A 12,199-nucleotide genomic window follows, 5' to 3' on the forward strand; every position below is an offset into this window, starting at 1 on the left:
TCACTGCTGTCGGGCGCCCACCTCGCATCTGGCGCCGGCGCGACGCATCTTGTATAGGCCTACGCTTTCCCTGGGGCCTGCAATGTCCTTCATTCCCGACACGACCACGCTGATCCAGTTCGCCATCGCCACGGTCATCCTGGCGATCACGCCTGGTCCCGACATGACCTTGTTTGTCTCGCGCACGCTGAGCCAGGGGCGTGCCACCGGCTTTGCCTCGATGGCGGGCGCGCTGTGCGGCACGCTGATCCACACCACGCTGGTGGTGGTCGGAGTCTCGGCGCTGATCGTCGCCTCGCCGATGGCCTTCTTCGTGCTGAAGATTTTCGGCGCCGGCTATCTCGTCTTCCTGGCCTGGCAGGCGATCGCCAAGGGCTCGGCCTTTTCGCCGGAGAAGAAGACAGGTCCGCAGATCTCGCTGTTGCGCAGCTGGGCGGCGGGGCTCGGCGTCAATCTGCTCAACCCGAAGATCATCCTGTTCTTCATGACCTTCCTGCCGCAGTTCGTCTCCGCGCATGATCCGCACGCGCCGGGAAAGCTGTTCGTCCTCGGCGCCATGTTCATCGTGCTGTCGATCCCCGTGACAGCGCCGATGGTGCTGGCGGCAGAGAAATTCTCCGCGGCGATGAAGGCCAGCCCGCGCGTCACGCGGGTGGTCGACTATCTCTTCGCCGGCGTGTTCTCTGCCTTCGCGCTCAAGATCCTGACGGCCCAGGCGAAGTAGAAGCGTTCTCGTCCTTCCACCAGCTTCCGGCCCAACGACCGGCGCTCAGCGAGTAGAAGATGCCGCCGACCATGCCGCCGCCGATCACCGCCATGATGGCGCTGGTATCGGTGACCGCGAAGGTGGGCTCTTGGGCGTGGTCGACTAGGCCGAGATAGGCGGCCGCCACCACGGCACCCGCCAGCGCATAGTACAGCCAGTCGCGCCGGCCGAGGATTTCGGCAACCAGGATGACGACCACCGCCGGCATAAAGGCGAAATAGGCGACGAACAAAGCGACGAAGGGGATCGAGAAATACAGCGCAGCCGTCGCTGTCGGGTGCGCGTGGTCAGGCGTATAGCCGAGCGAGGCCAGGAACAGGATGTTGAGGAAGGCGCTCGCCGCCAGCGAGGCGACGGCATAGCCGAACAGGATAATGGCGAACCGAACGAGATAGGCGACGAAGCGGCCCATCACGGATTTCGCTTCACAAGACGGCCTGACCTGCATCCGGCCAACAGCCAGTAGACCAAACCTGCGGCCGTACCGGCGGTGGCCAGGAACCCGAGAAAGCCCGGATTGAAAACAAACCCGCCGGCCGAGCCCGGGACGAGAACGCCAAATGCGATGGAGGTGATCGCGCCCGTGACCGCGAAATAGAACCACCCCCGCAGCGACAGCCATTCGGCGACCAGGATCGCGGGGCCGACGATCAGCAGCGCGCAGACCGCCACGGTCAACACGGCGAGCGGGAAGGAGCCCAGCCAGTCGAAGGTGAAAACCAGGGACCAATTGCCATACTCGATCCCTTCGAGAAGGGTGATCAGCAGCACAGGCACCACGATTGAGGTCAGCACGGCGGCGATATAGCCGACGGCTATGATGGCGAAGCGCTTGAGCCCGGCGACGAGACGGCTCACGCCTCGCCGTGCCCCGCGATCATCATGGCTTCCAGCGCCAGCCGGTCGACCTTGCGCATGCGCTCGGAGTCCGACTTCAGCTGGCCGCAGGCGGCGAGGATGTCGCGGCCGCGTGGTGTGCGGATCGGCGAGGCGTAGCCGGCATTGTTGATGTAGTCGGCGAATTTCTCGATCGTCTCCCAGTCAGAGCACTGGTAATTGGTGCCGGGCCATGGGTTGAACGGGATCAAATTGATCTTGGCCGGAATGCCCTTGAGCAGCTTGATCAGGCCCTTGGCGTCCTCGATGGAATCGTTGACGTCCTTCAGCATCACATATTCGAAGGTGATGCGCTTGGCGTTGGACAGGCCGGGATAGGCTCGGCAGGCGGCAATCAGTTCCTTGAGCGGATACTTCTTGTTGATCGGCACCAGGAGGTCGCGCAGATCGTCATTGGTGGCATGCAGCGAGATTGCCAGCATGACGCCGATCTCCTCGCCGGTGCGGAAGATCTCCGGCACGACGCCGGAGGTCGACAGCGTGATGCGGCGCTTCGACAAAGACAGTCCGTCGCCGTCGGAGGCGATCAGCAGCGCCTTCTTCACCGCCTCGAAATTGTAGAGCGGCTCGCCCATGCCCATCATGACGATGTTGGACACTTTGCGGCCCTCGGCCGGCACGACGGCGCCGTCCGGCGTGTCGCGGTCGGGGAAGTCGCCGAGCCGGTCGCGCGCGGTGAGCAACTGGGCGAGGATTTCCTCGGCCGTCAGATTGCGCACCAGCTTCTGCGTGCCGGTGTGGCAGAACGAACAGGTCAGCGTGCAGCCGACCTGCGAGGAGATGCAGAGCGTGCCGCGGCCTTCCTCGGGGATATAGACGGTCTCGATCTCGACCGGACGGCCGGCGCCGCGCGGCGGAAAGCGGAACAGCCATTTGCGGGTGCCGTCGGAAGAAATCTGTTCCTCGACGATCTCGGGCCGCGCGACCGTAAAATGCTTGTCGAGTTCGGCGCGCAGATCCTTGGAGATATTGAGCATGCCGGGGAAGTCGGAGACACCGCGCACATACATCCAGTGCCAGAGCTGCTGGGCGCGCATCTTTGCCTGGCGCTCCGGCACGATGCCGGACGCGACGAGCGCCTCTGCGAGTTCTGCGCGCGTCAGGCCGATCAGCGACGGCTTCTCGGGCGCGGCGCGGGCGCGCAACGCGTCACGGGCGCCGTCAGTGGTGAGGTCGAAGGAAAGGGTCATGGTTGCACAGATATAAGCGGTTTGCGGCCGATTTCATCCATCGTGCCTGATATGAAGCGCGGCGCATAGCACAGGTTGAGGGAGGAGTCATGCGGTGGCGAACACAACCCCGGGTGGGCGGAGCGTTTCGATCGCGAATGTTCTGATCGACAGACGGTCCCTGGCGTCTGAACCGAAAGTTCATCGGATAAACCAGTTTGTCGCACCCACGACAGCCCGCTACGACCGACTGGCAGCCTTGCGCCCAATCTTCCCGGCGCGCGGGTGCCGATCACATAGTCGTGTTGACGTAACGATTCCCCTGCCGCCTTCGAAGGCTGAAGGGGGCAACCATGCCCCTGCAAAAAATGGGAGTATGCTGAATGAACTCGATCAAGCTCGCCGTCATTGCCGCCCTCGTCGGCCTTTCCACCCCGCAGGCTTTTGCCGAAGACGCAATGGGCACGATGACCATGATGAAAGGCGGGGAGGTGACGGCGATCATGCCGGACGGGCATATGGGAACCATGATGCCAGATGCAAAAATGGGCGCCGAGATGATGAAGATGGCCAAGCCGATCAAGCACTGCATGATGATGATCACCGATGCCAAGGGCAAAGCCTACATGATCGATACGTCGACCAAGAAGGCCCAGGCCGAATGTGAAAAAATGGCTATGTGAGACCTGAATCCGCAGGAACCGCTCCCGCCGGCAGGAGCTGGCGGGAGCATCCGGCGCGCGGAACACCGACGCCGGCGCCGAGCCTCGGGCTGCGTCCGGGACTAGCCTCTAAAACGTCCGCCTATGTCCAACAGGGGCGATCACGGCCGTTTGGCCGAGGCAGTTTTCAAATAATCGCGTGACGCCGACTTGATCCGACAGGCTTGATCGACGTCATGCCTATGCTAGGGCTGGGCCTCCATTGCGAGGACAGATATGGCCGGCACATCGCGAAAATACCCCATGCTGCGGCGTTCGCGCGCCATGCTGGGCTCACGGCGTGTCTGGCAGCCACGGCTGGTGTTCTGGGCCGGCGCTGTCGGCATCGGTGTGATCAGCGTGCTGTTTGCGGTGCTGGCCGACAAGGCGCAGGCGCTGTTCCACTTGATGACAGGAAACGACAGCGGCTGGCGTTTCTTATTGCCGCTCATCGTCACGCCGCTGGGTTTTGTGCTGTGCGCCTGGCTTGCCTCCGCCTTCTTTCCCGGCTCGCAAGGCAGCGGCATTCCGCAGGCGATCGCCGCGCGCCATTTGCGCGAAGACGAGGATCGCAACCACCTGCTTTCGTTGCGGCTGGCGGCGGGCAAGGTCGCGCTCACCGTTGTCGGCCTGTTCTGTGGCGCTTCGATCGGCCGCGAAGGCCCGACCGTGCAGGTCGGCGCCTCGCTGATGCTGCAGGCGGCGCGCTGGGGCGGCACGGCGCAGGCGCGGGGCCTGATCCTGGCCGGTTCGGCAGCCGGCATTGCGGCGGCCTTCAACACGCCGCTGGCCGGGATCGTCTTCGCCATCGAGGAGATGGGCCGCACCTATGAAGCCCGCACCAACGGGCTGGTGCTGACGGCCGTGATTCTGGCCGGGCTCGCCTCGCTTGGGCTGCTCGGCAACTACACCTATTTCGGCGTCTCGAAAGAGACGATCTCGTTCGCCGCGGAGTGGCCGCTAGTGATCGCCTGCGGCATCATTGGCGGTGGGTTCGGCGCGCTGTTCTCCTTGCTGGCGCTGAAGACAACGCGGCGGATCCGGCGCTGGCACACGCAGCAGCCCTTGGCGCGTGCCTTGCTGGTGGCCGCTGTTTGTGGGCTTGCCGTGGCGGCGATCGGCATCGCCTCGGGCGGGCTGACTTTCGGCACCGGCTACGCGCAGGCGCGCGGCGCCGTCGAAGGCACGCCGCTGCCATGGTTCTTCTTTGCCGAAAAATTCGTCGCCGGGCTGCTGTCGATGGTTTCGGGCATCCCAGGCGGCATCTTCGCACCGTCGCTGGCGGTCGGCGCCGGGATCGGCAGCTCGCTCGGCCTGCTGCTGGGCGCCAGCACCGGCGCTGCAGCACTGCTCGGCATGGCCGGCTATTTCGCCGGTGTCGTGCAGGCGCCGATGACGGCCTTCGTCATCATCCTGGAGATGACCGGCAATCACGACAATGTCATTGCACTGATGCTGGCCTCGATGCTGGGCTATGGCACGGCGCGCATGATCTCGCACGAGCCGCTTTATCATGCGCTGTCACGGGTGTTCATCGCAGAGGCGATCCGGCGGCGGCGGGCGGAAGCGGCACCAGAGTCAGGCCATGGCTGAAAAGCAAAAGGCCGGGCTGGTGGCCCGGCCTTCGGTTCAAATGCGGCTTGTGCCTATTTACACTTGGCGATGGATGTCAGCGCCGCCGAAATGCCCTTCAGCGAGAAGACATAGGAGGTCGGGTTGCCGCGGCCGGACTTGGCCGTCACCTTCATGTCGGTGCCGGTCTTCATGGCGGCGATCAGAACCGGTTCCTCGGCGGCGTTCTCGACCCAGGCCGACTTGCCTTTCGTGAACATCGAGAACGATTTCTTGTCGATGGTGACGGTGGCCTTGGAACCTTCCTGGAAGGTGTAGCCGGCAATGAATTGCGGCTCGTAGGACACCTGCTGTCCCGGCCGCTGGCTGACGAAGAAGAACATGTCGCCATGGTCGAGCGTCGGCGGTTGCTTGTCGGTCGGCACGGTGAGCACGTAGCAGACCTTGCCGCCCGATGCCTGATAGCTGTAGGTGCCCCAGGCATTGTGCTGGCCGATCTTGGTCGCCTGCTGCGCCAGAACAGGCGCTGCAGAGGCCACCAGGAACAGACTCGAAACCAGTGCTATCAATCCGCGCATCGTCTTTCCTGTATTCCAAATGGTGCGGAGGCGGGCCGCTTGGCGTCCTGCCGTCGCTTCATTTTGATTTAATCTGGGTTACCAAACGGTGAATTTCCCTCAACAAAAGGACGCTCACCCCAGGAAACCGCCGCCATTCCCGCGCCACCGCCTTGTCAGCGGTCGGCGCGACGTCCCTTCGGCGACTTGGAGGCCACGAAAGCGGCAAGAGTTTGACTTTTTCGCCGGCTGCTGAACGCCTGGGATCCAGGGGACACGTGCCGGCTGAAGACGCTCAGCCCTTGTCGGCGATGGCGTCCTTGGCGGCCTGGCGATGCGCCGGCGTGATGTGGGTGCTGACGGCGGTGATCGCGGCGGTCAGCACGGCGATGTCGTCGGTGAAGCCGAGCCCGAAAATGAAGTCGGGGATGAGGTCAAAGGGCAGGACGAAATAGCCGAGCGCGGCCACCAATATGCCCTTCGCGCGCATCGGTGTATTCTTGTCCATGGCGCAGTAGTAAGCGGCGACGACGTCTTCCATGAACGGGATCTGCCGTGCGGCCTTCTTGGCGGTGCGCCAGAATTTTTCGCGCACTTCGCTTTCGCCGCCGAGCTTGTCGCCAAAGCCGAAGAAATCAAAACCGGGTTGTTGCGCCATCAATCACTCCTTGCGGGTCTCATGCGCATCCTGGCGCATGCCTCGCGAGGGAAAATGTGGTGAAAGCCGGCCCCCGCTGCAAGATGCGGGCGCCGATTTGGATCGACGCTTGCGGCCAAGCGTACATTCAGCCGCCGAAATAGCCGTTCATCTTCCTTGCCAGCGCTAAGTCGAGCGCCGTGACGCCGCCGGCGTCATGGGTGTTCAGCGTCACGTCCACGGTCTTGTAGACATTTGACCAGTCGGGGTGATGGTCCATCTTCTCGGCTGCCAGCGCGACGCGGGTCATGAAGGCGAAGGCTTCGGAAAAATTCTTGAAGGCGAAACGGCGCTTGATCGAGGCGCCGTCCGTGGCCAGCGACCAGTCGCCGAGTTCGGCAAGGGCCGCGGTGATGGCGTCCTTGCTGAGTTTTTCTCTCGTCATGATGATTTCCCGTGCTATCTCGAATTCGACCCTCACCATAATGCAAGTCGCCCAAAAGTGCTTTGCGGTTTTGGGGTTCCAAATGCACAAACGGCGCATATCGAATGAGCATGAAGCCGATAAATTCCATTCTGTTCGTTTGCCTCGGCAACATTTGCCGCTCGCCATTGGCCGAGGGCGTCTTTCGCGCCGTCTGGGCGGAGCGTGGCCGGGGCCAGGATATCCAGCTGGATTCGGCCGCTACCAGCGGCTGGGAGGTCGGCTCGGCGCCCGATCCACGCTCGATCGCGATTGCGGTGCGTCACGGCATCGACATTTCCGGGCAGAGGGCACGCAAGGTCAGGCCGGAGGATTTCTCCCGTTTCGACCTGATCCTCGGCATGGACCGCTCGAATGTCGCCGATCTCAAGGCGCTGGCGCCGGCGGCTGCGCGCGACCGGCTGCAACTCTTCCTGGAGTTCGCGCACGGACAGGCGCGCGACGTGCCCGATCCCTATTATGACGGGGCGGAGGCCTTTGCCGAAGTCTACCGCATGATCCGCGAGGCGTCGGAGGCGCTGGCGGCGCGGCTGGCGGCGCGGGCATCGTTGCCCGACAGCGGCCAGGCTTCCTCGACGATATAGGGGCCGCCGCCGACCGAATCGCGAGACGACATCAGGACGAAACGGCCGATGCGGAACGGCAGCGTCGAGAAATTGCCACGCGCCGACAGATATTGGGCGACATCCAGCGGGGTGGAATTGCGCAGGCGCGCAAGCGTGACATGCGGCATGAACTTGCGCGGGTCGGCGGGGATGCCGAGCCGCTGGCAGATGCGTTCGATTTCGCCCTGAAGGGCGGCGAGATCGGGCGAAGCGGAGGCGCCGGCCCACACCGCATGCGGCTTCTTCTGGCCGAAAGCGCCTACACCGGACAGGGTCAGCGAGAAGGAGGGGCGGTGGACGCGGTCGAGCGCGTTGGCGATCTCGTCGGCGACATGGCCCGGGACATCACCGATGAAGCGCAGCGTCAGATGGTAGTTTTCAACGTCGATCCAGCGGGCCCCCGGCAGGCCGCCCCTAAGCAGGGACAGCGAAAGAGCGGCGTCACGCGGAATTTCGAGGGCGGTGAAAAGACGCGGCATGATGAGCCTCCCTTCCTCGAATCGAACTGTCATCCCTAGCGAATCATCGATAGTCAAATGGAGCAAGAGGTTTATTGGTCACAGGCTTTGCCAAATAGTTTCCGCAGGGGAAGGCGGCTTTGTCGTCCTCACAAACCTCCCTGCACCGCCGCGATGGCCTTCTCGACCGTGGGCAGGATGCGTTTGACCATCCGGTCGATGCCCTGCGCGTTCGGATGCATGCCATCCTCGAGCTGCAGGCCGGGCTGACCGGCGACGCCGTCGAGAAAGAACGGGTAAAGCTTGACGTCGTATTTCCTGGCAAGGTGCGGAAAGATGGCGTCGAAAGCACTCTGGTAGTCGGCGCCGAGATTGGGCGCGGCGCGCATGCCGGCCAACAGCACAGCGATCTTGCGCCCCTTCAGCTTCGCCAGCATGGCGTCCAGGTTCTTCCTGGTGATATCGGGCGAGACGCCGCGCAGCATGTCGTTGGCGCCGAGTTCGAGGATGACCAGCCGGGTTCCGTCCGGCACCGACCAGTCGAGCCGCGCCAGGCCGCCGCTGGTGGTGTCGCCGGAAACACCGGCATTGGCGACGATCACGTCATGGCCCCTGTCGCGCAAAGCCGCCTGGAGCTTGTCGGTGAAGCCCTCGCCGGGTCCGAGGCCAAACCCCGCCATCAGGCTGTCACCGAAGCCGACGATCTTGAAGGGCTCGGCCCGCGCCGACGAAATGGCGCCGCAAACGGCGAGGAAAAGGATCAGGCCTGCGGCAATACTGCGTTTGAAAGACATGCGACGGGCCCCATATGACAGAAAATCTTCCGGCGACGGCTTCCGGCAAGCAGAGCCTTCACCTTCCATATAGGACACTTTCATTTTGACAGAAGCCGTCATCGCGCTGAAAGACGTATCCCTGACGCTCGGCGAGGGCGCTTCATCCGTCCATGTGCTGAAGGGTGTCAGCCTTGAAGTGGCGCACGGCGAGGCGACCGGCATCGTCGGTCCGTCGGGGTCCGGCAAGTCGACCTTGCTGATGGTGCTGGCAGGCCTGGAAAGGGTCGATTCGGGTACGGTACGAATCGCCGGCGAGCTGCTCAACGGCAAAAGCGAGGACCAGATTGCTTCGTTTCGTGGCCGAAACATTGGCATCGTGTTCCAATCCTTCCATCTCATCCCCAATATGACGGCGCTCGAAAATGTCGCGGTGCCGCTGGAGCTGGCCGGCCATGCCGATCCGTTTTCGGTGGCGGCACGCGAGCTGGCGGCGGTGGGCCTCTCCGACCGCGTCACCCATTATCCCGGCGAACTCTCGGGCGGTGAACAGCAGCGCGTAGCGATCGCCCGGGCGCTGGCGCCATCGCCGCGCATTCTCATTGCCGACGAGCCGACCGGCAATCTCGACCAGGCGACGGGGCGGCAGGTCGCCGACCTCCTGTTCGCCAAGGCGGCCGAGCGCGGCATGACGCTGGTGCTGGTCACCCATGATCCCGCCCTTGCGGCACGCTGTTCGCGCCAGGTTTCGATGCGCTCGGGACGGATCGAAGCGCCGGCGCCGGTCAAGGTCACCGCCTGATGCCCCTGGCGCAGACGCTGAAGCTCGCCGTTCGCTTCTCGCTGCGCGAGATGCGCGGCGGCCTGTCCGGCTTCCTGATCTTCCTCGCCTGCATTGCGCTCGGCGTCGCGGCGATCGGCGGCGTCAATTCGGTTGCCCGTTCGATCAGCGCCGGCGTCGCCGACCAGGGCCAGACGCTGCTTGGCGGCGATCTGCGCTTCCAGATCAACCAGCGCGATGCCAACCAGGTGGAGCGCGGCTTTCTCGATGGACTCGGCACAGTTTCGCGTACCGCAAGCATGCGCTCGATGGCGCGCCTGGCCGATGGTTCGGACCAGGCGCTGGTCGAGGCCAAGGCGATCGACGAGGCCTATCCGCTTTATGGCGCGCTGGAAACCGAACCGAAGCTGTCGAAGCAGCAGCTGTTCGGCGAAGAGTTTGGCGTCTTCGGTGCGGCGGCGCCGGATCTGCTGTTCGAACGGCTGCATCTCAAGCCCGGCGACCGGCTGAAGCTCGGCACCGCGACCTTCGAGCTGCGTGCCAGGCTGGTCACCGAGCCGGATGCCGTATCCGACGGTTTCGGTTTCGCGCCAAGGCTGATGATCTCGACCGAAGGCCTGGCGGCCAGCGGGCTGGTGCAGCCGGGCAGCCTGGTTGAAAATGCCTACAAGGTCCGGCTGCCCGCCGATGCGGACGAGGCGCGGCTCAAGGCGATCCAGGACCAGGCGGCGAAAGACTTTCCCGAGGCCGGCTGGTCGATCCGTACACGCAGCAATGCGGCACCCGCACTGTCCTCCAACATCGAACGCTTCTCGCAATTCCTGACGCTGGTCGGGCTGACGGCGCTGGTGGTCGGCGGCGTCGGCGTCGCCAATGCGGTGCGCGCCTATCTCGACGGTAAGCGCGGCGTCATCGCCACTTTCAAGAGCCTCGGCGCTTCCGGCGGCTTCGTCTTTGCCGTTTATCTCGTGCAGATCCTGATCATCGCGGCACTTGGCATCGTGCTCGGTCTCGTGCTCGGCGCGCTGATGCCCTTTGCCGCGAGTGCCGCGCTGCAGTCCGTCATCCCGGTGCCGGCGGAGAGTGGCTTCTATCCCGGCGCGCTCGGTATGGCGGCGCTGTTCGGGCTGCTGGTGACGCTGGCCTTCGCGCTGCTGCCGCTCGGCCGCGCCCGCGATGTGCCGGCAACCGCGCTGTTCCGCGAGATGGGTCTGGAAAGCCGTGGCTTGCCGCGTCCGATCTATGTCGCATCGGCCATCGGCATCGCGCTGCTGCTGGCGGCTTTGGCCATCCTGTTCTCGGGCGACCAACGCATCGCCTCGATCTTCGTCGGCGCTACCATCTTCGCCTTCCTGGTGCTGCGCCTCGTCGGCGCGCTGGTGCAATGGGCGGCCAGGAAGAGCCCGCGCGTGCGCTTCGTGGCGCTCAGGCTCGCCGTCGGCAACATCCACCGGCCGGGCGCCTTGACGCCATCGGTGGTGCTGTCGCTGGGGCTCGGGCTGACGCTGCTGGTGACGCTGGCGCTGATAGACGGGAATCTCAGGCAACAGATCTCCGGCAGCCTGCCGGAGCGGGCGCCGAACTTCTTCTTCGTCGACATCCAGGGCAGCGATGTCGATGCGTTTTCGGCGCTGATCGGCAAGGAGGCGCCAAAGGGGACTTTGGCCAAGGTGCCGATGCTGCGCGGCCGCGTGATGGCGCTCAACGGCGTCGATGTCGACAAGGTCAAGGTGCCGGCCGAAGGCGCCTGGGTGCTGAAAGGCGACCGCGGCCTGACCTATGACGCCAAACAGCCGGAAAACGCGACGCTGACCGAGGGCAAATGGTGGCCGGACAATTATACCGGTGAGCCGCTGGTTTCATTCTCGGCGCAAGAAGGCAAGGAAATCGGGCTGAAACTCGGGGACACTATCACCGTCAATGTGCTCGGCCGCAACGTGACGGCTAGGATCGCGAATTTCCGCCAGGTCCAATGGGAAACGATGGGCATCAATTTCGTCATGGTGTTCTCGCCCAATACATTCACTGGGGCGCCGCATGGCTGGATGGCGACGCTGACCGAAAAGAGCGCCACGACGGCTGATGACGCGCGCATCCTCAATGCCGTCACCCGCGCCTTTCCGGCGGTGACGACGGTGCGGGTCAAGGATGCGCTCGATGTCGTCAACCGGCTGGTCGGCCAGCTCGGCACGGCGATTCGGGCCGCGGCCGGCGTGGCGCTGATCGCGTCGGTGCTGGTGCTGGCCGGCGCGCTCGCCGCCGGCAACCGGGCGCGCGTCCACGACGCGGTCGTGCTGAAGACGCTCGGCGCCACCAGGCGAACGCTGATCACGGCCTTCTCTCTCGAGTACATGCTGATCGGACTGGCCACCGCGCTCTTTGCGCTAGCCGCCGGCGGCATCGCGGCCTGGTACGTTGTCGCCCGCATCATGACGCTGCCGTCGCATTTCATGCCCGAGGTGGCGGTGGCGACCATCGTCTTTGCGCTGGTGATCACGGTCGGCATCGGTCTCGCCGGCACCTGGCGGGTGCTCGGCCACAAGGCGGCACCGGTGCTGCGCGAGCTGTAACTTCAGGAATTTCAGGGCCGGAGCGGCCATCCCGGATTAAATCTCGGTAAGGATGCCGGCCGGAAAGCCCGGGAAACGGCCTTTCGGCCTCTCACGAACCGTTACATCCGGTTACGGTCTTGTTCTTGACGCGAATAACCATCATATTTCGCCACAGGCATGCTGGAGCCCCGCCAGCGGCGCCTGGGTCCGCAAGAGGCCCGACACCGGACGGGGCAGAAGCAATAGA

Annotated in this window: 14 protein-coding genes; 6 read left to right on the plus strand and 8 right to left on the minus strand. The window is 64.3% G+C overall.

What is annotated here, in order from left to right:
- Positions 1–82 precede the first annotated feature (82 nt).
- Entirely contained in the window at positions 83–724 is a 642-nt protein-coding gene (locus tag HGP13_RS04550; RefSeq protein WP_172222092.1) for a LysE family translocator, read from the plus strand.
- On the opposite strand, the gene HGP13_RS04555 is transcribed toward HGP13_RS04550, so the two are convergent.
- Genes HGP13_RS04555 through rlmN form a run of 3 tightly spaced genes read right to left on the minus strand, consistent with a single transcriptional unit; the run spans position 696 to position 2,853 of the window.
- Positions 696–1,178 carry a hypothetical protein gene (locus HGP13_RS04555; RefSeq protein ID WP_172222094.1) on the minus strand — a complete coding sequence of 161 codons (483 nt, stop codon included), beginning with the start codon at positions 1,176–1,178 and terminating at the stop codon, positions 696–698. The genes HGP13_RS04550 and HGP13_RS04555 overlap by 29 nt on opposite strands.
- A complete protein-coding gene (locus HGP13_RS04560) occupies positions 1,178–1,624 on the minus strand; it encodes a hypothetical protein (RefSeq protein WP_172222096.1) in 447 nt (148 codons plus the stop codon). The genes HGP13_RS04555 and HGP13_RS04560 overlap by 1 nt, the downstream gene beginning before the upstream one ends.
- A complete protein-coding gene (gene rlmN / locus HGP13_RS04565; RefSeq protein ID WP_172222098.1) occupies positions 1,621–2,853 on the minus strand; it encodes a 23S rRNA (adenine(2503)-C(2))-methyltransferase RlmN in 1,233 nt (410 codons plus the stop codon). Before rlmN ends, HGP13_RS04560 begins: the two co-directional genes overlap by 4 nt.
- A gap of 362 nt (positions 2,854–3,215) precedes the next feature.
- On the opposite strand from rlmN, the gene HGP13_RS04570 reads away from it, so the two are divergent.
- Positions 3,216–3,515 (plus strand): hypothetical protein, encoded by a 300-nt coding sequence (locus tag HGP13_RS04570; RefSeq protein ID WP_172222101.1) that lies wholly within the window; start codon positions 3,216–3,218, stop codon positions 3,513–3,515.
- Between the two features lie 255 nt (positions 3,516–3,770).
- On the plus strand, positions 3,771–5,126 hold the full coding sequence (locus HGP13_RS04575; protein WP_172222104.1) for a chloride channel protein: 1,356 nt from the start codon (positions 3,771–3,773) through the stop codon (positions 5,124–5,126).
- Between the two features lie 53 nt (positions 5,127–5,179).
- Here HGP13_RS04575 and HGP13_RS04580 read toward each other — a convergent pair whose 3' ends face one another.
- The 3 genes from HGP13_RS04580 to HGP13_RS04590 form a co-directional block, all read right to left on the minus strand.
- Positions 5,180–5,683, minus strand: a complete 504-nt coding sequence (locus tag HGP13_RS04580) for an invasion associated locus B family protein (RefSeq protein ID WP_172222107.1) — start codon at positions 5,681–5,683, stop codon at positions 5,180–5,182.
- Between the two features lie 274 nt (positions 5,684–5,957).
- Complete coding sequence (locus HGP13_RS04585) at positions 5,958–6,320, minus strand: YkvA family protein (protein ID WP_172222110.1); 363 nt, start codon at positions 6,318–6,320, stop codon at positions 5,958–5,960.
- 127 nt (positions 6,321–6,447) lie between these two features.
- On the minus strand, positions 6,448–6,744 hold the full coding sequence (locus tag HGP13_RS04590) for a 4a-hydroxytetrahydrobiopterin dehydratase (RefSeq protein ID WP_172222113.1): 297 nt from the start codon (positions 6,742–6,744) through the stop codon (positions 6,448–6,450).
- Positions 6,745–6,848: 104 nt separating this feature from the next.
- On the opposite strand from HGP13_RS04590, the gene HGP13_RS04595 reads away from it, so the two are divergent.
- A complete protein-coding gene (locus HGP13_RS04595; protein WP_172222116.1) occupies positions 6,849–7,367 on the plus strand; it encodes a low molecular weight protein-tyrosine-phosphatase in 519 nt (172 codons plus the stop codon).
- On the opposite strand, the gene thpR is transcribed toward HGP13_RS04595, so the two are convergent.
- Entirely contained in the window at positions 7,271–7,867 is a 597-nt protein-coding gene (gene thpR, locus HGP13_RS04600; RefSeq protein WP_172222119.1) for an RNA 2',3'-cyclic phosphodiesterase, read from the minus strand. The two genes, HGP13_RS04595 and thpR, sit on opposite strands and share 97 nt — an antisense overlap.
- Positions 7,868–7,995: 128 nt before the next feature.
- Entirely contained in the window at positions 7,996–8,640 is a 645-nt protein-coding gene (locus HGP13_RS04605; RefSeq protein WP_172222122.1) for an arylesterase, read from the minus strand.
- Positions 8,641–8,725: 85 nt separating this feature from the next.
- Here HGP13_RS04605 and HGP13_RS04610 point away from each other — a divergent pair, with 85 nt between their 5' ends.
- The gene (locus HGP13_RS04610; protein ID WP_172222125.1) at positions 8,726–9,421 is read left to right on the plus strand and encodes an ABC transporter ATP-binding protein; all 696 of its coding nucleotides are present in this window, start codon (positions 8,726–8,728) and stop codon (positions 9,419–9,421) included.
- On the plus strand, positions 9,421–11,970 hold the full coding sequence (locus HGP13_RS04615) for an ABC transporter permease (RefSeq protein WP_172222127.1): 2,550 nt from the start codon (positions 9,421–9,423) through the stop codon (positions 11,968–11,970). The genes HGP13_RS04610 and HGP13_RS04615 overlap by 1 nt, the downstream gene beginning before the upstream one ends.
- The last annotated feature ends 229 nt before the right edge of the window (positions 11,971–12,199 follow it).

The organism is Mesorhizobium sp. NZP2077, from assembly GCF_013170805.1.
In the GTDB taxonomy this organism is placed as follows: Bacteria; Pseudomonadota; Alphaproteobacteria; order Rhizobiales; family Rhizobiaceae; genus Mesorhizobium.